The following is a 24,204-nucleotide window of genomic DNA, read 5'->3' as shown; positions in this document are numbered from 1 at the left end:
ACGCCCGGTTACATTCCGAACCCGGAAGCTAAGCCTTTCAGCGCCGATGGTACTGCAGGGGGGACCCTGTGGGAGAGTAGGACGCCGCCGAACAACCCGCCCTTTTAGCTCAGTCGGTAGAGCGTCTCCATGGTAAGGAGAAGGTCAACGGTTCGATTCCGTTAAAGGGCTCCGAGGAAAAGGCCCCCGCCATCTGGCGGGGGCCTTTTTGCGTTTTCAGGCCGGGGGAACGACGTGGAACGCGCGGATCACCGGTCGTACGTGAAAAGGCGGCTGCGGGCCGCTTCCACGCTGATCCCCAGACCGGTGGCGATGCGCTCGGCCGGCACCTCGTCCTGGCCGAGGTAGCGGGAGGCCGCCCGGCCGATCCGGGCGGCGGTGCGCTCCAGGGCGGCCGCGGCGCGCAGGGCTGCGAGCGGGCCGGTGTCGGCGAGGGCTTCGAGTGCCGTGTCCACGTGCCGGAGCAGCTCCGCCACCTGCTCGGGCAGCGGTACGGCCCGGGCCTCGACCTCGGCGATGTGGTGCCGCCAGTCCCCCAGCGGGCCTTCGAGGTCGGTGGAGTAGGGCGGGAGGGGGTTGCCGGCGACCTCGTCCCAGTCGATGGGGTACTGCTCCGCTCCCCGCCACCCGCACGAGCAGGCCGCTCGTACCGCCGAGGCCTTCGGGGCGCCCAGACTGCCGTCGTAGTCCCACCAGTCCGTGCTGGTGTGGATCTCGGGGCCGCTGTCCACGTCGTAGAAGATGGGTTTCGGCTCGCTCCCGTCGGCGAGGACGGCGACGGGCCGCCCGTCGTGCTCGTCGGCGAACTCGCTGGTCTGCCACATCCTGCACCCCTTGTCCCCGGACCTGCGCCGCACGGTTCCCGGTAACGACGATGCCGCATACCGGTACCCGTGCGGGGCCCGTTTCGGGAAAGGGCCCCCGGTTTACCCGTATGCGGCATCCGTCGCGGAAGGCGGCGCGGCTACCACCAGTAGGCGGGGTACCTCGGTGCGGACCGGCGTACGCGCGAAGCGGCGTAGCCCGTCAGGACGAGGAGCACCGTGGAGGCGAACAGCAGCGGCACGAAGCGTGCGGGGTCCGGGGACTGGAGCACGATGATCACGGCGGTCGCGCAGGCCGGCGAGTGCGGGGTACGGGCCGCCATGTTGAACGCGAGGGTGAGGCCCGCGGCGAGGGCGGCAGCCCAGGCGCTGCTGCCGGCTCCCGCGAGGACGCCGAAGCCGGTGGCGGCGCCCAGCAGGTGGCCGAAGATCACGCTGCGCGGCTGTGCCAGGGGCAGCGTGGGCGCGCTGTGCACCAGCGCCGCGCTGGCCGCCAGGGGCGGTATGAGGACCGGCTCGTGGATCGCCGCTCCGATGGCGACGAGCCCCAGCAGGACGGCCGTCGCAGCGCTGATGCTGTGGAAGGCGGCCGCCGGGGTGGGCCGGGCCGGGGGACGACCGGCAGGCCGCCGCCGGGTCGGGGCGTCGCCTGACAGGGCGGGGTCGGGGGCGAGGACGGACGGGGGAGTGTCGGCCGACACGGGGTGCGGGACGGGTGCCGCTTCGGTGCTCATGCGCGGTGTTTTCCTGAGCAGGGCGGCCGAGCGGCCGCGGGGGCAGGACAGGAGAGCGGGGACGGCCGCACCGGTACGACCCTATCCGCCCCTTTCCGCCCGGCCGGATCCGGGGTGGGTGAAACCCGGACGATCTCCCGTCGCGGCCCCGCCCCCCGGCCCCGCCCCCCGGCCCGGGCTGCAGGCCGAGGGGTGAGTGCTGTGACCGGTCAGCTGTCGTGCGCCGCGCGGCGGATCGCGTCGAGGGCGAGTGCGACGTCCTCGTCCGTGGTGGACCAGTTGCTGACCGAGATGCGCATGACCCGCCGGCCGTGCCAGGTCGAGCCGCTGATCCACACGGTTCCGTCCGCGAGCAGCCGGTCCAGGACCCGGTCCGTACGTTCGTCCCCGCCGAACGTGGCGCAGACCTGGGTGAACACCACGTCGTTCAGGACGGTCGCGCCCTCGATCGCCGCGATGCCCTCGGCGAAGGCGCAGGCGTGCCGGCACAGCCGGTCCACGAGCTCGGCCACTCCGGACCGGCCGAGGGAGCGGAGCGCGGCCCAGACGGGGACGGCCCGGCCTCGCCGGGAGAGCTCGGGCACCTTGTCTGACGGGTCGCCCTGCTCGTGGAGGATCAGGTAGTCGCCGTGCAGGCCCATGGAGGCCCGGACGGCCGAGGGGTCGCGCACGATGGCGAGGCCGCAGTCGTACGGGACGTTCAGGGTCTTGTGGGCGTCCGTGGCCCAGGAGTCGGCCTCGGCGCAGCCCGCCATCAGGGGCGCGTGGCGGGGGGAGGCGGCTGCCCAGAGCCCGAAGGCACCGTCCACGTGCACCCAGGCGTCGGCCTCGCGGGCGGCCCGGACCGCGTCGGTGAACGGGTCGAAGGCGCCGGAATGGATCTCCCCGGCCTGCAGGACCACGAGGGTCGGGCCCGAAGGCCCGGCCGCGAGGGCCCGCCGCAGGGCGCGGGGGTCCATGCGGCCCTGGGCGTCGGCCTCCACCAGCTCGGGTTCGCCCAGGCCGAGGTAGCGCAGGGCCAGGTCCACGGCCATGTGCCGGTGCGCTCCGGCGATGGTGCGGACGGGCGGTCCGCCGGCGAGACCGTCGTGGGCAGCGTCCCAGCCGGCGCGGCGCAGCACCGTGTCCCGCCCGGCGGCGAGGCAGGTGAAGTTCGCGGTCGTGGCGCCCGTGGTGAAGCCGACGGCGCTGCCGCCGGGCAGGCCGAGCAGGTCGAGCAGCCAGGCGCTCGCCACCTCCTCGACGGCGGCGTACGCGGGAGCGGCGGCCCGCAGGACGCAGTTCTGGTCCCACGCGCTGACCAGCCAGTCCGCGGCCAGGGCGGCCGGTTCGCTGCCGCCGATCACGAACCCGTAGAACCGGCCGCCCGGGAAGGCCGTGAGCCCCGGATCGCAGGCCTCGGCGAGCAGGTCGACGACGGTGGCGGGCGGGCTGGGGCCGTCCGGCAGACGGGTGCCGAGGGCCCGTACCACCTCTTCGACCGAGGCGGTCGCGGGCACCCGGCGGTCCGCCAGGCCCGCCAGCCAGGCGAGGGCGTGCCCGTACGCCTGTCGGAGCGCAGCCTCGCGCGCGTCCATATTCGGACTATGCGACTGGTGGAGCGGCTGTGCAAACCGCCCGGGCGCACACCGGCCCGGCTCAGTCCACGAGCACCCCCGGGTTGAGGATGCGGTGCGGGTCGAGGGCGTCCTTCGCGGCCCGCAGCACGAGGGCGAACGGTTCGGGGCGCTGCCGGTCGTAGGCCGTGCGGTGGTCTCGGCCGACGGCGTGGTGGTGGGTGATGGTGGCCCGGTGGCGGTGGAGGACCTCGCTCGCGACGGCCTTGAGCTCGTCCCAGACGGCCGCCTCGTCCCCGGGCCGGCCCGCGGCGAGGACGGTGAAATAGGGGGCCGCCCCATCCGGGTAGACGTGCGTCAGGCGGCAGTTGACCAGCGCGGGGTGCCCGGTGGCCTTGAGTGCCGCGGCCCCGACCTCGGTGCGGACCGCGTCGATGAGTGCCGGGATACGGTCCCAGGTCGCGGCGGTCTCGAAGGTCTCGGCCACCGCACCCATGCGGGCCAGGCCGTCGCGGAGGTAGGGCATCCGGAGGAACGCGGACCGCCAGGCGCCCACGGCCGCGTCGCCGTCCCCGCGCCGGCCGTCTCCGCCCCTGCCGTCCGCCTGCCGTCCGGCGGCCGTCCCGCCACCCGCGCCGGGCCCGGACCCCGCCGCGGCCCCTGCCGTGTCGGCGCCCGAGCCGGCGGTCCCGTCGCGCCGTCCGCCGCAGGACAGGGCGATCCCGACGGCCTGGTCCAGCCGTGCGGTCACGGGTGCCTCGGCGGATTCGAAGCCCAGGACGAGCACGGCGGAGCCGTCCTGCGCCGCGCCGGACAGTGCGGCCTCCCCGGCGTCCAGCAGGCGGCAGTTGGCGGGGGAGAGGTCGGACTGGGCGAGGGTGCGCACGGCCCTGAGGGCATCGGCGAACCTCCTGAAGGTGACGGCGGCGGAGGCCTTGTGGCGGGGGCGCTCCTGGAGGCGGACCCAGGCCTCGGTGATGATGCCGAGGGCCCCCTCGGAGCCGAGGAACAGGCGGTCGGGCGAGGGACCGGCTCCGGATGCGGGCAGCCGCCACGAACTGCTCGTGCCGACCGGGGTGACGACGCGCATGGACTGCACGAACTCGTCGATGTGCGTGCGGCCGGTGGCGTAGTGCCCGCCGGCCCGCGTGGCGAGCCAGCCGCCGAGGGTGGAGAACTCGAAGCTCTGCGGGAAGTGCCGCAGGGTCAGGCCCTGCGGCCGGAGCTGGTCCTCCAGGGCCGGGCCGAGGGCGCCGGCCTGGATCCTGGCCGCCCGTCCCTCCGTGTCGATCTCCAGGACCCGGTCCATGGCGGTGAGGTCGAGGGAGAGCACGGCCCGGTGGGCCTCGCCGCGGTACTCCACGCCTCCGGTGACCGAGGAGCCGCCGCCGTAGGGGATCACGGCCACCTGCTGCTCGCCGGCCCAGTCCAGGAGGTCGGTGACGCCCTGCTCGTCCACGGGGCGGGCGACGAGGTCGGGTATCCGGCCCGGGCGTCCGCGCAGGGCCCGGGCCACGTCGCGGTAGGCCTTGCCCATGGCGTGGGCGGCGCGGTCCGCGGGATCGGAGCGGACCAGGTGGGCGAGGCTGCGCGGGGCTTCCACCGCGGGTCGGCCGATGGGCAGGTCGCGGACACGCGGCACCGGGAGCGGGCGGGCGAGGGTGCCGGGGAGCAGGGCGCCCAGCGCCGCGCATTCGGCGTCGTCGGGGTGTGCGTCGGCCCAGCCCCAGCCCCACCAGGAGCGGGTGCGGGGGGTGTGCCGTGTGGTGCCGGTCATGGGTGAGCTCCACAGGTCGCAGGAATTTACCACGGGGTAAATTACCTACTGATAATATTGCTCCATGGCAATCCCACCTTCGAAAGCCGGCACCAAGGGGGTCCCCCGGGAGCTCCGTCGGCAGCAGATGCTGGAGGCGGCGACGGAGGAGTTCGGAACCCGCGGCTACGCGGCCGCCTCCCTCTCCGGGATCGCCGCGCGCGTGGGCGTCACCAAGACGCTGCTGCACCAGTACTTCGGGACCAAGGAGGACCTGTACCTCGCCTGCCTGGTCCCGGTGGGCGACCGCCTGCTCGACGCGATCCGCACGGCGATGGGCCCGGACGCCGTCGCCCCGCACACCCCGCTGCGGGTGCTCGACGCCCTCTTCACCGCTCTGGAGGGGCGGCGGGAGGCCTGGTTCGTGCTGTACGACGCCTCGCTGCCGCGGGGCGGCGAGGCCGAGCGGCGGGCCTCGGCCTACTGGTCGGCCATCGACGGGCTTGCGGCCGGGGGTACGGCGGAGCTGCTGCGGGCGGCCGGTTCGGCCGATCCGCTGGATGCGGACGCGCTCATGTACGTGTGGCGGGACCTGGTCGCCACCCTGGTCCGCTGGTGGGTCAAGCATCCGGAGCAGAGCCCGGCGGAGATGACGCAGCGCTGCGCCCGCCTGTTCGCGGCGGCGGCCACTCTGGCGCCCGGTGGGCCCGCGGAGCTCGGGGTGGCCCGCCTCCCCGGCCGGTCATAAGGCTTCCTTATGGGGTCATAAAGAGAACCTGGGTGCCGAGTTAGGCAAGCCTTAGTTTAGGGTTTCCTTGATCACGCTGTACCTCCGAAGGGAATCCTCCATGCCTCGCCCCCTGCGCGTAGCCATCGTCGGCGCCGGCCCCGCCGGGATCTACGCCGCCGATGCGCTGCTCAAGTCCGAGGCAGCCGCCGAACCCGGGGTGTCCATCGACATCTTCGAGCGGATGCCCGCCCCCTTCGGTCTGATCCGCTACGGGGTGGCCCCCGACCACCCGCGCATCAAGGGCATCATCACCGCCCTGCACCAGGTGCTCGACAAGCCGCAGGTCCGCCTCTTCGGGAACGTCGACTACCCCACCGACATCTCGCTCGACGACCTGCACTCCCTCTACGACGCCGTGATCTTCTCCACGGGTGCCACCGCCGACCGTGCGCTGGACATACCCGGCATCGGCCTCGACGGCTCGTACGGCGCGGCCGACTTCGTCTCCTGGTACGACGGCCACCCCGACGTGCCGCGCACCTGGCCGCTCGATGCGGAGAAGGTCGCCGTGCTCGGCGTCGGCAACGTGGCCCTCGACGTGGCGCGCATCCTCGCGAAGACCGCCGACGAACTGCTGCCCACCGAGATCCCGCCGAACGTCTACGACGGGCTCAAGGCCAACAAGGCCCTGGAGGTGCACGTCTTCGGCCGCCGCGGCCCGGCGCAGGCCAAGTTCAGTCCGATGGAGCTGCGCGAGCTCGACCACTCGCCCAGCATCGAGGTCATCGTCAACCCCGAGGACATCGACTACGACGAGGGCTCGATCACGGCCCGCCGCTCCAACAAGCAGGCCGACATGGTCGCCAAGACCCTGGAGAACTGGGCGATCCGGGACACCGGCGACCGCCCGCACAAGCTGTTCCTGCACTTCTTCGAATCGCCCGCCGAGATCCTCGGCGAGGACGGCCGGGTGACCGGCCTGCGCACCGAGCGCACCGCGCTCGACGGCACCGGGAACGTCAAGGGCACCGGCGAGTTCACCACCTGGGACGTCCAGGCGGTCTACCGGGCCGTGGGCTACCTGTCGGACGAGCTCCCCAAGCTCCCCTGGGACGTCGAGTCCGGCACGGTCCCCGACGAGGGCGGCCGCGTGATCGAGGCGGGCCGCCCCATGCCTTCCACGTACGTCACCGGCTGGATCCGCCGCGGCCCGATCGGGCTCATCGGCCACACCAAGGGCGACGCGAACGAGACGGTGGCCAACCTGCTGGCCGACCACGCCGAAGGCCGCCTCCGCACCCCGGCCGCCCCCGCACCGGAGGCCGTGGACGCCTTCCTCGCCGACCGCGGGGTCCGCTACACCACCTGGGAGGGCTGGTACCGCCTGGACGCGGCGGAAAAGGCGCTGGGTGAACCGCAGGGCCGCGAGCGCGTGAAGATCGTCGAACGCGAGGACATGCTCAAGGCCAGCGGGGCCTGAGGGGCTCCGTGCGTCCCGTCCGGCCTTCGACGGCGCGGTCGGACGGGTCGTTCTCCTGAGTGCCCGTCAGGGGCGGCGGGCGGGAGCGGTGCTGACGACGAGGGCGTCACCCACGAGCTGGACGCTGCGGGCCAGGCGCTGGAGCTGCTGGAGTTCGACCGCGTACATCCTGATCGAGTTCTCGATGACGGCCTCGGCCACGCCCATCGAGGGCAGTTCGGCGCGGCTGGTCTCCAGGGCCACCCGGGTCGCCCGCATCTCGTGCTGGAGCTGGAGCTTCGCGTGCCGGGCGAGGAGGACGGGATGGCGGGTCAGTGTGGGGTAGCTGCCGTAGCGGGCCGGGAGGAGGTCGCGCAGCCAGCGCATCGCGGTGCGTTCCCAGTCGCGGGATCCGGGGGCCTTGACCTGGCAGGGCCAGTCCGGGCTGAGCGTGATAGAGGCAGTCTGGTGCATTCTCGTCGCTTCTGAGGGTGCGGAACTCTGATCGAGACGTGGTGGCGGCGGCCCCGGCCCAGGGGTTGACCGGGGCCGCCATGCGCGTTCCGGCGGATCCGAAGGCCGGGACCGAACACCGTGCGGGACGTGAGGAGGGGCGTCACGCCGAGTGTCTGTTCCGGGAGGACGTTGGGGTTGTCCTCCTTGGCGTCTGGTGGATCCGAGCGCGGACCCAGTAAACATATATACCGTCGAGTAAACAAGAACATGAAAACTTTCATGTTCCGTCCGGGTCTGAAAATCCCCAGGTCAATGGGGGGCGGAGCGGTTGAAAACCGGATGAAATCAATGTGAAAACCGGACCATGGAAGTCCGGAAGCCGCCGCCGCGGGCGGCATGCGGTCAGATGAAGAAGCCGTGCTGGTCGGCCGCCTGCTCGTAGCTTTCGAGCCGGGCCTGCGTGCGCTCCGGATCCGCATCGGCCATCGCCTGGAGCAGGGCCGCGGACAGCATCCCGGGGGCCGCGTACGAGTCGAAGACCAGCCGGGAGCCGGTGCCCGCGGTCAAGGCCACGTCCGCCTCGTCGACCAGCGGCCCCAGAGTGGTGTCGGTGATCAGCGCGATCCGCAGTCCCGCGCTCCGGGCCGCCCGCAGCGCGCTCAGCGTCTCCTTGGCGTGCCGGGGCATGGCGTACGCGAGCACCCACGACCCGCCGGCCGCCCGGGACTGCAGCAGGGTGTCGTAGGCGACGCTGCCGCCGCGGGTCACCAGCCGGACGTCGGGATGGATGCGCCGCGCCGCGTACGCGAAGTACTCCGCGAGCGAGACCGAGATCCGCAGCCCGAGCACGGTCAGCGGCACGGACCCGGCCAGCTCCCGGCCGATGTCGAGGACCTGGTCGGTGTCCGCGAGCAGCCGCCGCACGTTCTGCAGGTTCTCGATCTCGGCGTCCACCGCCGCCTGCAGCTCGTTCTGCCAGGTCTGCTCACGGCCGCCCGGCGCGCCCGCGACCGCGCTGAGGGCGATCGGCTGGAGGGCGTCGCGCAGAGCGGGATAGCCGCTGAACCCGAGGGAGACGGCGAAGCGGGTCACGGACGGCTGGCTGACGCCGACCCGCTCCGCGAGCTCGGTGATCGAGAGGAAGGCGGCCTCGGTGAGGTGGTCGATCAGGTACTGGGCGATGCGCCGCTGCCCGGGCGACAGCCTGCGGCCGTCGAACAGTGCGCGGACCCGGTCGCCCGGCGCGCGCTCGTGGTCCGGCGACTGTCCACTCGGCGTGATCGCAGCTGCCTGAGCGCGTGCCTGCTGCCCCGATGACACCGGCGGGCCTCCCTCTCATGTCACTCGTGTTCCAACATAGCTCACTCGCTGTGCTCGAACGGCCCCGTGTCCGTCGTCGGCCCGCGGCCGCACCCGGGCCGAGTCGGCGGCACGGGCGGGGACGGGGCGGCGGCCGCCGGGCGGATGCCGCCGACCAGACCGCACGCCCGCCAGACGGCCTGGGACGCGGTGCGGTCCCGGATGCCGGCAGGTGCGTGCAGGGCCGCCGGGCGGCCGAGCGGGTCGGGCAGGGCGAGGGCCTCCCACGGCAGGTCGAGCAGGGCCCAGGTCTCGTCGTCCCAGCTCGTGCCCGTGCACGTGCGCAGGGTGCGGGCGACCGCGCCCGGACCGCGTGCCACCAGGAGGCCGTCGTCCGCCGTCAGCCAGCAGACCTGCGCACCGGACCCGTACAGCTGCCGTTGGACGGCCGTCGGGCGGACCCGGTCCCACCAGCCGGTCCTGCCCCCGGACGCCGGACCGCTCCGCCCGGCCCGCACGAAGTCGGCCGGGTCGTGGCGGTCGAAGACCCACCAGTGCTCGGCCTCGGCGCCGTGCTGCATCTGGACCTCCGCCAGCCGCATGCCGACAGCCCGGGCGGACAGCGAACGTCCGGGCCGCGACAGGACGATCCGCCGCTCCCCGGCGCGCACCACCACGGCCGGCGGCAGCTCCGGCAGGGGCCGCACCGGCAGCGGGACGTGCACGCTGACGTCCTCCCAGGGCAGGGCGGAGGAGACCCGGTGGTGCAGGTCGAGGGCCCGGTGGAGGCCGTCGAGGACCGCGTCGTGGTGCGGGCTCAGCGGCTTGCACAGGTCGGGATCGGCGCCCCCGGCCTCGTGGTGGAACCGCGGGCCGCGCCGCCGGTTCTCCGGCGCGGACGAGTGGAAGACGAGGGCCTTGCCGCAGGCGCAGCAGCCGTAGCGTCCGGCGGCCTTCCCGGACGGGAGGTGGGCGTACGTGCGGGGGCCGCGGCCCAGGTCGAGCAGCCGGTGCTCGTCGAGGGTGTCCACGGCGAAGCGGGAGAGGCGGTACGGGCGGCTGGGCCGGCGCGTGTTCGGGGCAGGGGACATGTGACTCCTGGAAGGGATGGCGCGCACCGCCTGGGGCGGGGGCGTGTGGTGGTGTTCGGGGAGGCGCGCTGTGGTGAGGAGACTGCCGCCCCCGTCTCTGTCCGTCACGCTGTCCGTACCGTTCGCCGAGGTGAACCCCGGACAGCGAGGCCCTTGTCCGGGACACGGCCGGACGAGGGGCAAAGGGGGCGGCATGGCGGTCGGTGCAGGTCGAGGGCGGGCGAGGGCCGAGGTGCGGGGCAGTACACCGCAGGCGGTGGAACTGGCGCGCTTCCTGCGGCGTTTGCAGGACGAACACGGCCCCACCCTGCGGACCCTGGCGCAGCGCATCCCGTACAGCAGGACCACCATCGGCGAGAACCTGAGCGGGAAGGTGCCGCGGCTCCAGTTCGTCGAGGCGTTCGTGGCCGCGGTGGTGCGCGAGCCGCAGAAGCGGGCGGTCGATCTGCGCCGGGCGCGGGAGCTGTGGAAGGCGGCCGACTCCCCGCCGGCGGGCGCCGCCTCCCGCACCGCCCGCCCGGCCGCTGCGGATGCGGTGGCGGCCGCGGTGGACCTGGCGGACCGGACCGCCGAGCGGCTGCACGAGGTGTACGGCCGGAACCTCGAACTCCAGCAGCAACTGCTGAGGTTCCAGCAGCTGGTGCTCTTCCTGCTGGGGCTGGTCGCCCGCCTCCAGACGCGCATCGACGCCCTGGCCGCCCACTCGGGCACGGCCGCCGGGGTGGCCGCGCTCACCGAGCGGCTGCGCCAGGCCGAACAGGAGCTGGAGCGGGCCCGGCAGGCGCGCCGCGAGGCGGAGGTCATCGCGGCCCGGCTCCGGGAGGAAGGGCTGGCCCTGAAGGAGGAGCTCGCCCGCCTGCGCGCCACCACCTCCGGAACCGGGGATCCGGCGGCGCGGCAGCGCCTGGCCGCCGCCGGCTGAGCGGGCCGGGCGGCCGCCGCGTCAGAGCGGACGGGCGGCGGGCGGGGCGGGCGGGGACAGCACACGCCGGCAGTCCTGCCGGGCGGCCGGGCCGAGGAGGTGGCCGATGCGCGTGAAGAACGCGAGGAGGTCCGGGCCGCAGGCGGCCCGGAAGGCGGGGTCCTTGTGTGCGAGGTCCAGCTCGTTGGCGGCGGTGAGTTCGGCGAAGTCGCGCAGCAGCCGGGGGTGCGGCTGCGGCGCGTGGGGCCGCCCGGTGAACCGGTCGTGGAACACGGCGCCGGGCCGCCCGAGGTGCGGATGGGTCGCCCTGCGGTCGCAGGCGGCGTACGCGTACACGATGGCCTCGGCCTCGGGGCCGATCGCCGCCGCGAGCTCCGCGCGGCGGGCCGTCGGCAGGAGTGCCGTCGGGAAGCCGTCGGTGCCGTAGCAGGCGTGGCACAGACCGGCCAACCGGAGGGCGGGCCGCGCCTCCCAGGAGGCGAGCCGGGCCCTTACGCGGTGCAGGTGGGCCAGGAGCGTGCCGCCGGGGTGGCGGAGCTCCTGCGCGCCGGCCCGGAGGAGGAGGGCGAGCGCCGCTCCGGGACCGGGGACGGAGGCCGGACCGGAGGCCGGACCGGGGGCGGGAACGGGGGCGGGGGTGGCGGTCACGGGCTCCGGTCCTCTCGGTCGGACGGTGCCGGAAGGTTCGGACGGTGCCGGGGTGTTCGGTCGGTGGGGTGTGCGGGTGGTGCGGGTGGTGGGGGTGTGCGGAGGGTGCCGCCGTGGTGGGGTCGGCACCCGTCCGGCGGCCGCGACCGGCTCCGGAACCGGTCGCGGCCGCCGGACAGGGTTGCCGCCTGGGCCCACTGACGATCCTGTCGCCAGGCGCCCACTCAGTCAATCCTTGGGTTTCCTTACCCAAGTCCAAGCAGTAACTTGGGGCTTGTGACCTTGGATGACCTCCGCGTGTTCGTGGCCGTGTGCCGGACCGGCAGTCTCAGCGGTGTGGCACGGGAGTCGGGCTGCACCCAGTCCGCGGTGAGCCAGCACGTGAAGCGGCTGGAGAAGGAGACGGGGCTGAGCCTCGTGGAGCGCCGGCCCCGCGGGGTGGTGCCGACCGCGGCGGGCCGGATCCTCTACGAGGCCGCGGCCGACGGGATCAGCGGCCTCGACCGGGCGCTCGGCCGGCTCGCCGACCTGGCCAACGGCGCGGGCGGCTCCGTCCGGGTCGGCACCGGCGGTGCGACCGTCCGGCACTTCATGGCGGAGGCGATCGTGGCGTTCCGGCGCCGGCACGCCCGGGTGAGCCTGGAGTTCCGGACCGAGACCTCCAGCCGCCGCTGCTTCGACGCGCTGCTCGCGAGCACGCTGGACCTGGCCTGGATCACCATCGGGCCGCCGGTGCCCGGCATCGAACAGCGGCCGGTGGTGGACCTGCCGTGGGTCCTCGCCGTACGGGCGGACGACCCGCTGGCGGACCGGCCGGCCATCGAGGCCGCGGCCCTCACGGACCTGCGCCTGGTCCGGCTGCCTCCGAACTCCATCTCCGGGGCCCGCCTGGACGCGGCCTTCACCCGCCTGGGCGTCCGGACGGGCTCGGACACCAGCGTGGCGGACTGGGACACCGCCCTGCTCCTCGCCGAACTGGGTCTGGGGCTCACGGTCGTACCCGCCGTACCGGGCCTGCGGGACTCCGGCGACGGCCCGCTGCGGTTCGTGCCCGTGCCCGACCTGCCGCCGCTGCCGGTCGGCTGGGCGGTCCGCCGCTGGGAGGCCCTGCCCCCGCCGGCGCGCGCCTTCGCGGACACGGTCGCCGACAGCTGCACCGGACGGCACCCTGCTCCATGATCAGCGTATAGGGCTCTGGGGGGGGGCTTGCCGCAAGACCCGGGCGGTGCCGCAGAATCGGCGGCCTGAAGCCGTCGTCCAGCTCATGGGGGTTGCAGCATGCGGGTGTTGTTGGTGTCGTACGGCTCGCGCGGGGACGTCGAGCCCATGGCGGGGCTCGCCGTGAAACTGCGGGCGCTCGGTGCGGAGGTGCAGGTGTGCGCCCCGCCGGACTTCGCGGAGCTCCTCGACGGTTTCGGCTTCCCGCTGGTGCCCCTCGGGCAGTCGCTGCGCGAGATGGCGGCCAAGGCGGTGACCGGGGCGGCGGACCCGCAGCCGGCGCCGAGCTTCGCGGAGCGGGCGGGCCGGATGTTCTCCGCCACGTACGAGCAGCTCGCCGCGGTCGCGGACGGATGCGACGCCGTCGTGGCCACCGGACTGATCCCGGCCGCCGCCGCGGCCCGGGCGGTGGCGGAGCGGCTGGGCGTCCCGTATGTGTTCGTCTCCTACTTCCCGACCTACCTGCCCTCGCCGCACCACCCGCCGCTCCCGTGGCCCGGCCGGCCGCTCCCGGCGGACGTGCACGACAACCGGGTGCTGTGGGAGCTCAACGCCGAGAGCATGGACGTGCTGTTCGGAGAGGCGATCAACTCCCACCGGGCGGCCGTCGGCCTGCCGCCGGTGGCGAACGTGCGCGACCACGTCTTCACCGACCGCCCCTGGCTGGCGGCGGATCCGGCCCTGGGCCCCTGGCTGCGGCCGGCCGGTCTCGACGTGCTGCAGACGGGCGCGTGGATCAGGCGGGACGAACGCCCGCTGCCTGCCGACCTGGTGGCCTTCCTGGACGCCGGATCCCCGCCGGTCCACGTGGGCTTCGGCAGCATGCCCCTGCGCGATGCGCAGGACGTGGCCCGCACGGCCGTCGCGGCGGTCCGCGCGCAGGGCCGCCGGGTGCTGCTCTCCCGCGGCTGGGCCGGACTGGCGACCGCCGACGGGGGAGCGGACTGCTTCGCGGTCGGGGAGGTCAACCAGCAGGCGCTGTTCGAGCGGGTGGCCGCCGTCGTGCACCACGGGGGCGCGGGCACGACCACGGCGGCGGCGCTGGCGGGCGTGCCGCAGGTGGTGGTGCCGCAGATGGCGGACCAGCCGTACTGGGCCGGCCGGGTGGCCGCGCTGGGCATCGGGGCGGCGCACGAGGGCCCGGACCCGAGTCCGGAATCCCTGTCGGCCGCGCTCGGGGCGGCACTGGCGCCCGAGACCCGCGCACGGGCGAAGGAGGTCGCCGCGACGATCCGTACGGACGGGGCCGCGGTGGCCGCGCAGCTGCTGAGGGACCTGGTGGCGGACGGCAGGGCGGTGTCCGCCTGAGCCTGGCGCAGGGGGCCGGTGCGGGGCGGAAGCGGCCCCGGGGAGTGCTTCCCGGGGCCTCGGCGGGCCCCCGCCGGTGCCGACCCCCGGTGCTCAACTCCCGTGGAGGCGGGGGTCGATCGGGGTGAGCACGCCCAGCCGGTCTTCGATCGCCTGGGCCGCCGCGAGGCACAGGTCCTCGCGGAATGCGGCGCCGGCGACCTGCACCCCCGTCGGCAGGCCGCCGGACAGGCCCGTGGGCACGGCCACCGCGGGCACGCCCGCGAAGCTCGTGGCCGTGCACAGGCGCATGCCCGACGCGACCCGCTCCCGGCCGGCCGGGTCGCGGGACTCCAGCCCCGGTTCCACCGGCGGTTCCGTGAACACCGGCCCCAGCAACAGCGGGTGAGCGGCGAGGAATTCGGCCCAGGACCGGCGGATGCCCAGCCAACTGCCCATCAGCTTCACCAGCTCCGCGGCCGAGGCCGGCGGGGTCCGTTCCATGGCCATGGCGATGTAGCGGTCCCCGCCCTCCCCGAGCAGTGCCCGCACGGCCGGCCACGAGGGGGCGAACTCGGTGTTCGTGATCCGGCCGTACACATCGAGCGCCTCGTCCAGCCGCGGCACGTCGGCCACCTCGCGCACGTCGTACCCGGCGTCCCGCAGCGCGGCCGCCGCACGCTCCACGGAGGCGCGGACCGCGGGATGCACGCCGTGCCCGCCGGGGTCCGCCACCACCGCCACCTTCACCTGCCCGGCGGGCGGCGGGCCGTAGAGCGGTACCGGAACGGAGCGCGGGTCCCGCGGGTCGGCCCCGGCCAGGACCTCGTACGCCAGGCGCAGGTCGCGCACGCTGCGGGCGAGCGGCCCGTCGGTGACCAGCATCTGGGAGGCGGGGCCGGGATCCTCCGGGCCGAAGACCCGGTGGTCGGCGGGGAAGCGGCCACTGGTCGGCTTGAGGGCCGTGACCCCGCAGAACTGGGCCGGGATGCGGACCGAGCCGCCCGAGTCGTTGCCGAGGCCCAGCGGGACCATGCCCGCGGCCACGGCCGCGCCGTCGCCCCCGCTGGTGCCGCCCGGAGTCCGGCCGGGGTGCCAGGGGTTGAGGGTGTCCCCGTAGAGCTCGCTGCGTGTGTGCATCCCCGCGAGGATCAGCGTCGGGAGGTTGCTGTGGCCGATCGGGATCGCCCCGGCGGCGCGCAGCCGCGCCACCGGCGGGGCGTCCGCCGCCGCCACCAGGCCCCGGAACCGGGGCACGCCGAAGGTGGTGGCCGCGCCCTCGACCGGGGTGCTCTCCTTGACCGTGAACGGGACGCCCGCCAGCGGCCCGAGCTCCTCGCCCGCCGCCCGCCGGCGGTCGGTCCGCGCGGCCGCCTCCCGGGCCCGGTCCGCCAGCAGCTGGGTGACGGCGTTCACGTGCGGGTTCACCTCGGCGATGCGGCCGAGGTGGCTCTCGACCAGCTCGGCCGCCGAGACCTCCCCCGCGCGCACGGCCGCCGCCTGTTCGCCCGCGGTCATCTTCCACAGGGCGCCGTCCATGGCCGCCCTCCTTCCTTCTGCTGCTCCCCGCTGCCGGGCCGGACCCGTTCCGATGCGCACGCATCGGTTCCGGGACCGCACCCTACCCCGGAACCGATGCGGTTGCATCGAATAAACTGGCCGGCATGCCGAAACAGGTGGATCACGAGGGCAGGCGCCGGCTGATCGCGGAGGCGGTCTGCGGGCTCGCCGATGAACACGGGCTGGAAGGGGTGACCCTGCGGGACGTGGCGGCCCGGGCGGAGGTCTCGATGGGCGCGGTCCAGCGCTGCTTCCGCACCAAGGAGGAGATGCTCGCGTTCGCGCTCGGCTACGTCGGGCAGCGGGTCGCCGCGCGCATCGAGGCCCGGCTCGTGCGCAGCCCGGCGCAGTCCGCCGGGACCGCGCTCGGGCACGTGGCCACGGAAGTGGCCCTGCTGCGTGCGGAGGACCGGGCCGAGGCCAGGGTCTGGCTCGCCTTCCTCGCACAGGCGGCCGTGAGCCCGCCGCTCGCCGCCACGCTGCGGGAGAAGTACGCCTCCCTCCAGGCGCTCTTCGGCCGGCTGATCGGGGAGGCCGCGGGAGGGGCGGGCGCGGGGACGGCTGCGGAAGGGGCGGGCGGCGGAGGGGCGGGCGCCGGGACGGCCGGCGGTTGCCCTCTCGACCCGCCACGGGAGGCCCGTACCCTCCTCGCGCTGGCGGACGGACTCACCACCCACGTCCTCATCGGCCACCTGACGCCCGGCCAGGCCCAGGACGCCCTGCACGCCCACCTCGCCGCCCTCTGGCAGCGCGCCGGCCTGCCCGCGGACCCGCCGCCGCGGCGGGCGTGACGGGCCCGGGTTCCCCTGCGGGGCTTTCCGGACCCGTACGCCCTCCCCGATCGGCCCCTCGGGCCGTGTCGCCGCGCCCCTGCCGGGCCGGGGCGTGGAACCGTCTGCGCATGACCGAAGGCTCCGCACCCCACCTCTCTCGGGCACGCATCACCGTCCTCGGCGTCCAACCCGGAACCCCGCCCTTCCGCATCGTGGAGCTGGACGGGGAGTTCGTCGGCCGGGCGGCCTCCATGACCGACGTGCTGCTGATCGCCGCGGAGGCGGGGATCACCATCCACGACCTGGACGACCTGGACGAGGTCCGGTGGGTCGGGGGAGGCAAGTTCGTCTGGACGCTTCCCTGAACCGCCCGGCCCGCGCCCGCCGTCCTCAGCGGAGGGCGGGGATCACGTCCTGGGTCTCGTCGACCCCGGCGCCCGCGGCGGCCGGAAGGCGGCGCCCGGCTGCGGCCGGCGGGGCCTCGTCCGCGCAGACCGTGCCGCGGGCGGGCAGGGCCAGGGTCGCGAGGTAGTCCGTGACCAGGGCGCTCACGCACGCGCTCCGGTTGTAGGCGGTGTGGCCCTCACCGGCGAAGGTGACCAGCCGGCCGTTCTCCAGCGTCCCGGCCAGGGCCACCGCGTCCCGGTACGGGGTGTCCGGATCGCCGGTCGTGCCGAGGACCAGGATCGGGGCCGAACCGGCGGCCCGGTAGGAGCCCTCGAAGCGGCTCGCGCGCTCGGCCGTCCACTGGGCGCAGGCGGGCGCGTGGTTGTGGTCGTACGTGGGCGGCCCGAAGCCGATGGCCGGCCCCAGCAGCGGGGCGGCGGCCGCCTCGGCGGCCACCGTCGCGTTGAGCAGCAGGGGACTGGCCGGGTAGGCCCGGTCGGCGCATTCCACGGCCAGGTTGACGTTGAGGAAGTCGAAGGACGCCGGGGAGGGCGGGGACAGCAGGAAGGAGGCCTGGCGCGCCTGCGCGGCCCGCAGGGCCTGACCCAGCGCCGGCCAGATCGCCTTCCCCGAGTTGATGTTGAACATCAGCCGGTACGCGAGGGTGTAGCCGGTGGCCGGGCGGCCGCTCGCGGTGATGACGGGGTCGGCGTCCAGCGCCCGCTTGAGCTGTTCGAAGGCCTCCCGCGGCCGGCCCTCGCCGAACCCGCACGCGGCGGCGTTCTTCGCGCACCAGTCCAGGAACCGGCCGACCGCCGCGTCCAGGGCCGCGAACTGCCCGGCGTCGTAGGCGTACGGCACTTCGGCGTAGCGCCGCGGGTCGTAGGCCCCGTCCAGCACCATCGCCCGCACCCGGCTCGGGAACTGCGCCGCGTAGACGGTGCCGACGTAGCTGCCGAAGGAACGGCCGTAGAAGGACAGCGCCTCCTCGCCGAGGGCCTGGCGCAGCAGGTCGATGTCCTTGGCGTTGGACGCGGTGCCGATGAACGGGACGAGCTCCCCGGCGCGCTCCTTGCAGGCGGCGGCGAACTCGCGGCCCTGCCGGACGGCGTCCCGGAGGGCCCCGGGACCCGGCACCCCGCGCGCGGCGTCGACCGCGGCGGAGTACTCCTGGTCGTTCCAGCACTCCACCTGCCCGCTGCGCCCCACGCCGCGCATGTCGTACCCGACCACGTCGAAGGAGTCGCGGAGGGCGGCGGGGAGGGCGCCGTAACTGCTGCGGGCGAAGTTCACGCCGGAGTTGCCCGGGCCGCCGGGGTGCAGCACCAGGACCCCGGTGCGGCGGGAGCGGTCGGCGGCGAGCTTGCGGGTGACCGCGAGCGGGATCGTACGGCCGTCCGGCTCGCGGTAGTCGAGCGGCACCCGGGCGGTCGCGCACTCGAAACCGTCGGCGGCCCCGTCGCAGGGTCCCCAGGACAGGACGGGGACGGGAGGGGCGGGCGCGGCGGCCCGGGCCGCGGTCGGGGACGCGGGCTGCGCGGCAGCGCTCCCGGGCGCGCTCCCGAGGAGCGCGCCGGCGGTGATCAGGGCGAGGGATATCCCCCACGCCGCTCGGGTGCGGCGACCGCCAACTGAACGATTCTGCATACGGGTGATCCTCCGTCATGGGCGTGGCAACGGTCGCCACCGTAACCGCCGCCCATGGCGCCCACCAGCGGGTGGCCGCGCCGCGGGGCGGGGCCGACCCGCCCCCGCCCCGCCGCCCGGCTCAGCTCTGCCAGTTGGTCCACGCACCGCTGCTCAGGCGGTGCCGGTACCAGCGCTCGCCGTCCATGCCCACGATCGAAATGGTCGGGTTCCAGGTGTTGTTGCCGTCGATCCGGACGCCGCTGCGCACGGTGCCGCCCATGGACGTCCAGTTGCTCCAGGAGCCGCCGGCGTACTGCCAGCGGGTCCAGACCGCGAAGTCCGTGCCGACGACGAACACCTGGCGGTTCCCGGCCGGGTACGTCAGCCAGGACTCGCCGTACTCGCAGATGTAGTCTCCGCCCAGGCCCGACACGTGGCAGTAGCCGGCCGCGGAGGCGGGGGCGGCGGCCTGGGCGGGGGCCGCGGCGAGGCCGGCGACCGCGGCCCCGGACAGCGCGAGGGTGGCGACGGCGAGGGCGGACCGGCGCAGGATGGCCAAAGTCATGTGTTGCTCCCCAATCGGGATGACGGAACGACGTGACGACCCGAAGACTTCCAGCGGCCGCGAACGAAGCCCTAACAACCGGCTAATGCAAGGCTGTCGGCGTGCCCGGTGACGGGTTCCCGGGGGTGCGGGCAGGACGGAGGACGCCCGCCGCGATTGGCCGAGGCCGTACTCCTGCCGCCGGAACAATCCGACTTATCCTCGGCCGGGGGCCGTGAGCAGGTGGACGGAACAGAACGAAGCGGTACGGATCGACAAGGGTGGCGCCTGTGCAGTTCCGCGTGCTGGGGACGGTCTCCGTGACCGCGGAGGACGGCGTCCCGCTCCCGCTCGGCCCCGCGAAACGCCGCACCCTGCTCGCCATGCTGCTCGTCCAGCCGGACGCACCCGTCGGCGTGGACCGGCTCACGGAGGCCCTCTGGGAGGAGGACCCGCCCCGGCACGCCCGGACCGTGCTCCAGGGGCACGTCTCCCGGCTGCGCGCACTGCTCGCCGCGCAGGGGGCCGCCCGGCACGGGGTGGAACTGCTCACCCAGGGACCGGCGTACCGGCTGCGGCTGCCCGGAGCGCTCGTGGACGCCCGCCGTTTCGAGGAGCTGGTCCGGCTGGCCCGGCTGCGGCCGGACCCGGCGGGGGCCGCGGAGCTGCTCCGGGAGGGACTGGCGCTGTGGCAGGGACCGGCGTTCGGCGGCACCGTCGCCGGCGCGCTGCTGGAGGCACCGGTGCAGGCCCTGGAGGAGCTGCGGCTGACGGCCGTCGAGGACCTCGCCCGGGCGTACGGGAGGCTGGGCGAGCACGGCGCGGCGGCGGTCCTGCTGCGTGCCGAGGCCGCGGCGCACCCGCTGCGGGAGCCGCTCGTGGCGGAACTGGTGCTCGCCCTGGGCCGGGCCGGCCGGCAGGCCGACGCACTGGACTGGTTCCACCGCACGCGGACGCGGCTGGCCGAGGAGATCGGCGTGGACCCCGGAGCAGTGCTCACCGATGCGTACACCGCTCTCCTGCGCGCGGACGGGGCGGCGGGCGGTGCCGGCCGCAGGGGAGGGGCGGGAGGAGTAGGCGGTCGCCCGGGCGCCGCCCCTGCTGTTGCCGCTGCCGCTGCTGTTGCCCGGCCCGTTTCATCGGCGTCCGCGACGCTCTCCGCCGCCCCCGCAGCACTCCCCGCCGCTGCCGGACCGCCGCCCCACGCCGTCGCCGTGCCTCCGCATCCCGCCGTGCCCCAGCTGCTGCCCCGCCGCCCGCGCGGCTTCATCGGGCGGGAGGAGCAACTCGCAGCCCTCGACCGGATCGCGGCCGCCACCCCCGGCCCGCTCGTCACGCTCACCGGAAGCGCCGGGATCGGCAAGACCGCCCTCGCCGTGCACTGGGCACACCGGCACCGCGCGGACTTCCCCGGCGGCACGCTCTTCGCCGACCTGCTCGGCTACAGCACCGGCCCCGCCCGCGACAGCGCCGCCGTGCTCCGCGAGTTCCTCTTCGCCCTCGGCGTCCCGGCCGAGCGGATGCCCGGTCCGCCGCACGCCCTGGGGGCCGCCTACCGCGAACTCACCGCCGGGCGGCGCCTGCTGGTGGTGCTGGACAACGCGCTCGACTCCGGTCAGGTCCGCCCGCTGCTGCCCGGCGGGGAGGACTGCACCACCCTCGTCACCAGCCGCGACCGGCTCGACGGGCTCGTGGCCTCCGATGCCGCCCGGCCGGTGCCCGTCGCCGCGCTGCCCGCCGCCGACTCGACCGCGCTGCTGGCCGCCGTACTGGGCCCGGAGCCCGTGGCGGCCGAACCCGAGGCCGCCGCCCGCCTGGCCGGATTGTGCGAGGGCCTGCCCCTGGCGCTGCGCGTCGCCGCGGCCCGCCTCGCCACCCGGCCGCATCACGGCCTGGCCGCGTTCGCCGGCGAACTCGCCGACGAACAGCACCGCCTGGACCTCCTGGAGGCGGAGGACACCGGCGTGGCCGCCGCCCTCGGCCTCAGCCTGCGGCACCTGCCGGAACCGGGAAAGCGGCTGTTCCGGCACCTCGGCCCGCACACCGGTGCCTCCCTGGACCCCGGCACCGCCGCCGCGCTCGCCGACTGCGCCCCCTCCCAAGCCGCCCTCGCACTCGACCAGTTGGCCGCCGCCCAGCTGGTCGTCGAGACCGGCCCGCGCTCGTACGTCCTGCACGATCTGGTACGCCTCTACGCCCGCAGCCTCGCACGCCCGCACCCGGCCCGCGGCGGGTCCGCTCACGCATCCGGCCGCGAGGCGGGCCACGAGGGCCGTCACCAGTCAGGTCACGGGTCCGGCCACGAGGCGGGCGGCGGCCCGGGACCGGAGCAGCCCGCCGGGCTGCTCCGGCTGCTCGACCACTGGGTGCAGACCCTGCTGCGCGCGTGCGCCGCCGCCGAGCCCGGCAGCGAACCGTGCTGCGGGCTGCCGCCCGGGGCCCGGCGCTCCGCCGAACTCCGCCGCTTCACCGACCGTACGCACGCCCTCGCCTGGTACTCCGCCGAACGCGGCACGCTGCGGGGAGCGGTCGAGGCCGCCGTGTCCGCCGGCTTCCACGACCGGGCCTGGCGGCTCGTCGTCCTCCAGTGGCCGCTCATCATCTGGCAGGTCCGCGAAGGCTGGGTGCCGCTGCTCGAACAGGCCCTGGCCTCTGCGGAACTGGACGCCGATCCGGGGGCCCAGTCCCGGGTGCTGGCCCTGCTCGGCTGGGTGCTGTCCGAGGAGGGCAGGCCGGAGGAGGCCCTGCTGCGGCTGGAACGCGCGCCCCTGCTCGCGGCCCGGGCCGGGGACGCCTCGGGCGAGGCGGTCGGCCGGATCAACCTGGCCGTGGCACTCATGCGGCGCGGCGACCGCGAGCGGCCCGGCGCCCTGCTGGCCGAGGCACTCGCGCTGGCGGAACGCGCAGGCCTCACCGAGACCGCCACCCTGGCGCACCAGCACCTCGCCCGGCACCTGCTGTCCCACGGCACGGCCGACCAGGCCGCCCGGGCCGCCGACCACGCGGTCCGCGCCCTGGCGCTCGCCGCACCCCCGCTGGCCGCCCCGCGCCGGGTGCTGCTGCGCACCCTCCACGGAGAGGCGCTGGCCGCCGTCGGGCGCAGGGGTGAGGCCGTACGGGAACTGTCCGAGGCCGTACGGGAGGCCCGGGCCCATGCCTACGAGGAGGGCGAGGCCGCGGCCCGCTCGGCCCTGGAGGCACTGACGCGGCCGGCCAGGGGCTGGGAGGCACCTCCCGGCGAGGCCTGAACGGGAGGACGGCCGGGCCGGGCGGCCCGCCGCCGTCAGGCCTCCGGCGCCTTTCGCGGCACGGTCTGCTGAACCGCCCAGCCGTTGCCGTCCGGGTCCGAGAAGTAGACGAACGACCCCCAGGGCTGGTCGTCGATCCCGGTGACCTCGATGCCCCGCCGGGTCAGCTCCGCATGCGCCGCCTCGATGTCCGCGACCACGACCTGCATGTTGTCGAGCGAGCCGGGGGCCATCCGGGTGAGCCCCTTGCCCAGGGCGATCGAACAGGCCGATCCCGGCGGCGTGAGCTGCACGAAGCGGATCTCCTCGCTGACCGTCACGTCGTGGTCCGCGTGGAAACCCACTTGCTCGTAGAAGGCCTTGGCCCGGTCCACGTCCGTCACGGGCACGGCGACCAGCTCCAGCTTGAGGTCCATCGTCCGCTCCTCACCGGGGCCCGCCGCGGCCGCTGCCGGCCGTACCCACCGAGCCCGGTCGCAGCGTACGCGGTGCCGGCGCACCGGGCAGGCGCACGGCGCGGGCCGAGGGCAGCAGCCGGGCGAAGGCCAGGGTGCTCAGGCCGAACATCAGGACCCCCAGCGGGACGTGCACGGAGGGCACCCGGGCGATGCCCAGGACCACCTGGAGCGAGGCGAGGGCCAGGAAACCGGTGGCGTACAGGGCCTGGCGGGGCGGCCCGCCGCCGGGCCGCCAGGCCAGGACCGCGGCGAGCACGTACAGCATCGCGGCGCCGTACATCACGCGCGCGCCGATGCCGTGCAGCGTCTCGCCGTAGGACGTGGACAGCAGCAGGCCCGCGCTGGTGGCCTGGAGGAACAGGGTCAGCGTCTGCAGGGCCGTCGCGGTCCTGAGGAACACGAGGCTGCGGCCCGGTGCTGCGGCCTTCGGTGCGGTCATGCGGGGATCTCCCTCTGGTGGTCGCCCGGTGCACGGGCCGGGGTGGACACGGACGGCGCCTCAGCGGAGGGCGTACGCCGTCCCCGAGGCGAACCGGGCCAGCTTCGCCGGATTGCGCACGACGTAGAGGCCGGTGATGCGGGCGTCTTCGATGCGGAACGCCATGACCCCGTCGAGCTCCCCGCCGCGCCGGACGGCGAGCGCGGGGCTGCCGTTGACCACGGCCGGTTCGCAGCTCGCGACGGCCGCGAAGGCGACGGGCCCGCCGAGGTAGAAGCGCACGACGTGCCCGGCGCCCACGACCGGCCGGAGCGCGGCCCGCCGCACCCCGCCCCCGTCGCTCAGCAGGACGACCTCGGGGGCGAGCACGTCGAGGAGCTCCTGCGGGTTCCCGGTCTCCAAGGCCCTGCGGAACGAGTCCACGGCCGCACGGGTCTCCTGCGCCGAAGCCCTGCGGCGCGGGCGGCGGGCATCGACGTGCCGCCTGGCCCGGTGCGCGATCTGCCGGACGGCCGCCTCGGTCCTGCCGACCGCCTCCGCGATCTCGCCGTAACCGGCCTCGAAGACCTCGCGCAGCACGAACACCGCGCGCTCGGTCGGTGTGAGGCTCTCCAGGACGAGCATCATCGCCATCGACATGCTCTCGGCGAGCTCGGCCTCCTCGGCCACGTCCGGCCCCGTGAGCAGCGGGTCGGGCAGCCACGGCCCCACGTACGCCTCCCGGAGGCGCTTCACCGCGCGCAGCCGGTCGAGGGCCTGCCGGGTCGTGATGCGCACCAGGTACGCCCGGGGGTCGTGGACCCGGGCCAGATCCGCCCGGGTCCAGCGCAGCCAGGTCTCCTGGAGCACGTCCTCGGCGTCGGCCGCGGAGCCGAGCATCTCGTAGGCGACGGTGAAGAGCAGGTTGCGATGGGCGACGAACACCTCGGTCGCCGGGTCGCCGGCAGGGCTGCCGGCCGGATCGCGGTCCTGTTCGCGGGCCTCTCCGGTCATCTGGTGGTCCCCCTCCTCGTCTGCGCGCTGCGCCGTGGCGTCTCCCCGTCCCCGGGGTCCGCCCACAAGACGTCGCGGGGATGGCGGTTGTGACACGGTGTGGCGCAGATCACGCGGCGGGAGGCGCCGGCCGCCGGGACGGTCCGGGGGCCCGGCGGCGTGGCGATCAAGGGCGTCGGACGTGACGATGGAG

22 protein-coding genes, 1 tRNA gene and 1 rRNA gene are annotated in these 24,204 nt (G+C 75.1%); 10 read left to right on the top strand and 14 right to left on the bottom strand.

Going from position 1 to position 24,204, the window contains the following annotated elements; all coding sequences use genetic code 11:
* A 5S ribosomal RNA gene (gene rrf / locus ACZ407_RS10090) occupies positions 1–93 on the top strand; the annotation flags it as partial.
* Positions 94–98: 5 nt separating this feature from the next.
* Positions 99–171: transfer RNA gene (locus ACZ407_RS10085), tRNA-Thr, on the top strand.
* Between the two features lie 77 nt (positions 172–248).
* On the opposite strand, the gene ACZ407_RS10080 is transcribed toward ACZ407_RS10085, so the two are convergent.
* The 4 genes from ACZ407_RS10080 to ACZ407_RS10065 form a co-directional block, all read right to left on the bottom strand.
* Entirely contained in the window at positions 249–824 is a 576-nt protein-coding gene (locus ACZ407_RS10080) for a hypothetical protein (RefSeq protein ID WP_468127105.1), read from the bottom strand.
* A 140-nt stretch (positions 825–964) separates the two neighbouring features.
* The gene (locus ACZ407_RS10075) at positions 965–1,558 is read right to left on the bottom strand and encodes an HPP family protein (RefSeq protein WP_468127104.1); all 594 of its coding nucleotides are present in this window, start codon (positions 1,556–1,558) and stop codon (positions 965–967) included.
* Between the two features lie 209 nt (positions 1,559–1,767).
* Positions 1,768–3,135, bottom strand: coding sequence for a pyridoxal phosphate-dependent decarboxylase family protein (locus ACZ407_RS10070; protein WP_468127103.1), 1,368 nt, complete (start codon positions 3,133–3,135; stop codon positions 1,768–1,770).
* 61 nt (positions 3,136–3,196) lie between these two features.
* Positions 3,197–4,891: an FAD-binding oxidoreductase gene (locus ACZ407_RS10065; RefSeq protein WP_468127101.1), complete on the bottom strand. Its 1,695-nt coding sequence runs from the start codon at positions 4,889–4,891 to the stop codon at positions 3,197–3,199.
* A 64-nt stretch (positions 4,892–4,955) separates the two neighbouring features.
* Between ACZ407_RS10065 and ACZ407_RS10060 the strand changes: the two genes are divergently transcribed.
* Together ACZ407_RS10060 and ACZ407_RS10055 are read left to right on the top strand one after the other, a co-directional pair.
* Positions 4,956–5,618: a TetR/AcrR family transcriptional regulator gene (locus tag ACZ407_RS10060; RefSeq protein WP_468127100.1), complete on the top strand. Its 663-nt coding sequence runs from the start codon at positions 4,956–4,958 to the stop codon at positions 5,616–5,618.
* 100 nt (positions 5,619–5,718) lie between these two features.
* Complete coding sequence (locus ACZ407_RS10055) at positions 5,719–7,080, top strand: FAD-dependent oxidoreductase (protein ID WP_468127098.1); 1,362 nt, start codon at positions 5,719–5,721, stop codon at positions 7,078–7,080.
* A gap of 66 nt (positions 7,081–7,146) precedes the next feature.
* On the opposite strand, the gene ACZ407_RS10050 is transcribed toward ACZ407_RS10055, so the two are convergent.
* From ACZ407_RS10050 to ACZ407_RS10040, 3 genes are all read right to left on the bottom strand, one after another.
* Positions 7,147–7,533, bottom strand: coding sequence for a hypothetical protein (locus tag ACZ407_RS10050; RefSeq protein WP_468127097.1), 387 nt, complete (start codon positions 7,531–7,533; stop codon positions 7,147–7,149).
* Positions 7,534–7,917: 384 nt separating this feature from the next.
* On the bottom strand, positions 7,918–8,835 hold the full coding sequence (locus tag ACZ407_RS10045; protein WP_468127095.1) for a MurR/RpiR family transcriptional regulator: 918 nt from the start codon (positions 8,833–8,835) through the stop codon (positions 7,918–7,920).
* 41 nt (positions 8,836–8,876) lie between these two features.
* Positions 8,877–9,905, bottom strand: coding sequence for a hypothetical protein (locus ACZ407_RS10040; RefSeq protein ID WP_468127093.1), 1,029 nt, complete (start codon positions 9,903–9,905; stop codon positions 8,877–8,879).
* Between the two features lie 256 nt (positions 9,906–10,161).
* On the opposite strand from ACZ407_RS10040, the gene ACZ407_RS10035 reads away from it, so the two are divergent.
* Positions 10,162–10,827, top strand: a complete 666-nt coding sequence (locus tag ACZ407_RS10035; protein WP_468127091.1) for a helix-turn-helix domain-containing protein — start codon at positions 10,162–10,164, stop codon at positions 10,825–10,827.
* 21 nt (positions 10,828–10,848) lie between these two features.
* Here ACZ407_RS10035 and ACZ407_RS10030 read toward each other — a convergent pair whose 3' ends face one another.
* Positions 10,849–11,475: a DUF6817 domain-containing protein gene (locus tag ACZ407_RS10030; RefSeq protein ID WP_468127089.1), complete on the bottom strand. Its 627-nt coding sequence runs from the start codon at positions 11,473–11,475 to the stop codon at positions 10,849–10,851.
* A gap of 276 nt (positions 11,476–11,751) precedes the next feature.
* Here ACZ407_RS10030 and ACZ407_RS10025 point away from each other — a divergent pair, with 276 nt between their 5' ends.
* Together ACZ407_RS10025 and ACZ407_RS10020 are read left to right on the top strand one after the other, a co-directional pair.
* A complete protein-coding gene (locus tag ACZ407_RS10025) occupies positions 11,752–12,654 on the top strand; it encodes a LysR family transcriptional regulator (protein ID WP_468127087.1) in 903 nt (300 codons plus the stop codon).
* Positions 12,655–12,753: 99 nt separating this feature from the next.
* Positions 12,754–14,001 carry a glycosyltransferase gene (locus tag ACZ407_RS10020; protein ID WP_468127086.1) on the top strand — a complete coding sequence of 416 codons (1,248 nt, stop codon included), beginning with the start codon at positions 12,754–12,756 and terminating at the stop codon, positions 13,999–14,001.
* Between the two features lie 93 nt (positions 14,002–14,094).
* On the opposite strand, the gene ACZ407_RS10015 is transcribed toward ACZ407_RS10020, so the two are convergent.
* Positions 14,095–15,519, bottom strand: a complete 1,425-nt coding sequence (locus tag ACZ407_RS10015; protein ID WP_468127084.1) for an amidase — start codon at positions 15,517–15,519, stop codon at positions 14,095–14,097.
* Positions 15,520–15,644: 125 nt separating this feature from the next.
* Between ACZ407_RS10015 and ACZ407_RS10010 the strand changes: the two genes are divergently transcribed.
* Both ACZ407_RS10010 and ACZ407_RS10005 read left to right on the top strand, forming a co-directional pair.
* Positions 15,645–16,331 carry a TetR/AcrR family transcriptional regulator gene (locus tag ACZ407_RS10010; protein WP_468127082.1) on the top strand — a complete coding sequence of 229 codons (687 nt, stop codon included), beginning with the start codon at positions 15,645–15,647 and terminating at the stop codon, positions 16,329–16,331.
* Positions 16,332–16,441: 110 nt separating this feature from the next.
* Positions 16,442–16,678 (top strand): hypothetical protein, encoded by a 237-nt coding sequence (locus ACZ407_RS10005; RefSeq protein ID WP_468127080.1) that lies wholly within the window; start codon positions 16,442–16,444, stop codon positions 16,676–16,678.
* Between the two features lie 25 nt (positions 16,679–16,703).
* On the opposite strand, the gene ACZ407_RS10000 is transcribed toward ACZ407_RS10005, so the two are convergent.
* Positions 16,704–18,347: an alpha/beta hydrolase gene (locus ACZ407_RS10000; RefSeq protein WP_468127078.1), complete on the bottom strand. Its 1,644-nt coding sequence runs from the start codon at positions 18,345–18,347 to the stop codon at positions 16,704–16,706.
* 121 nt (positions 18,348–18,468) lie between these two features.
* Positions 18,469–18,894, bottom strand: a complete 426-nt coding sequence (locus tag ACZ407_RS09995) for a DUF8189 domain-containing protein (protein WP_468127077.1) — start codon at positions 18,892–18,894, stop codon at positions 18,469–18,471.
* 269 nt (positions 18,895–19,163) lie between these two features.
* Here ACZ407_RS09995 and ACZ407_RS09990 point away from each other — a divergent pair, with 269 nt between their 5' ends.
* A complete protein-coding gene (locus ACZ407_RS09990; protein ID WP_468127075.1) occupies positions 19,164–22,121 on the top strand; it encodes an AfsR/SARP family transcriptional regulator in 2,958 nt (985 codons plus the stop codon).
* Positions 22,122–22,156: 35 nt separating this feature from the next.
* Here ACZ407_RS09990 and ACZ407_RS09985 read toward each other — a convergent pair whose 3' ends face one another.
* The 3 genes from ACZ407_RS09985 to ACZ407_RS09975 are packed head-to-tail and all read right to left on the bottom strand — an operon-like array spanning position 22,157 to position 24,011.
* Positions 22,157–22,537 carry a VOC family protein gene (locus ACZ407_RS09985; RefSeq protein ID WP_468127073.1) on the bottom strand — a complete coding sequence of 127 codons (381 nt, stop codon included), beginning with the start codon at positions 22,535–22,537 and terminating at the stop codon, positions 22,157–22,159.
* A 10-nt stretch (positions 22,538–22,547) separates the two neighbouring features.
* On the bottom strand, positions 22,548–23,018 hold the full coding sequence (locus ACZ407_RS09980; RefSeq protein WP_468127071.1) for a hypothetical protein: 471 nt from the start codon (positions 23,016–23,018) through the stop codon (positions 22,548–22,550).
* A gap of 60 nt (positions 23,019–23,078) precedes the next feature.
* On the bottom strand, positions 23,079–24,011 hold the full coding sequence (locus ACZ407_RS09975) for an RNA polymerase sigma-70 factor (RefSeq protein ID WP_468127069.1): 933 nt from the start codon (positions 24,009–24,011) through the stop codon (positions 23,079–23,081).
* Between the last annotated feature and the right edge of the window lie 193 nt (positions 24,012–24,204).

The organism is Streptomyces sp. NPDC030809 (genome assembly GCF_055572195.1).
Note: the sequence above shows the minus strand (reverse complement) of the source record. Positions and strands in the feature narration are given on the sequence as shown.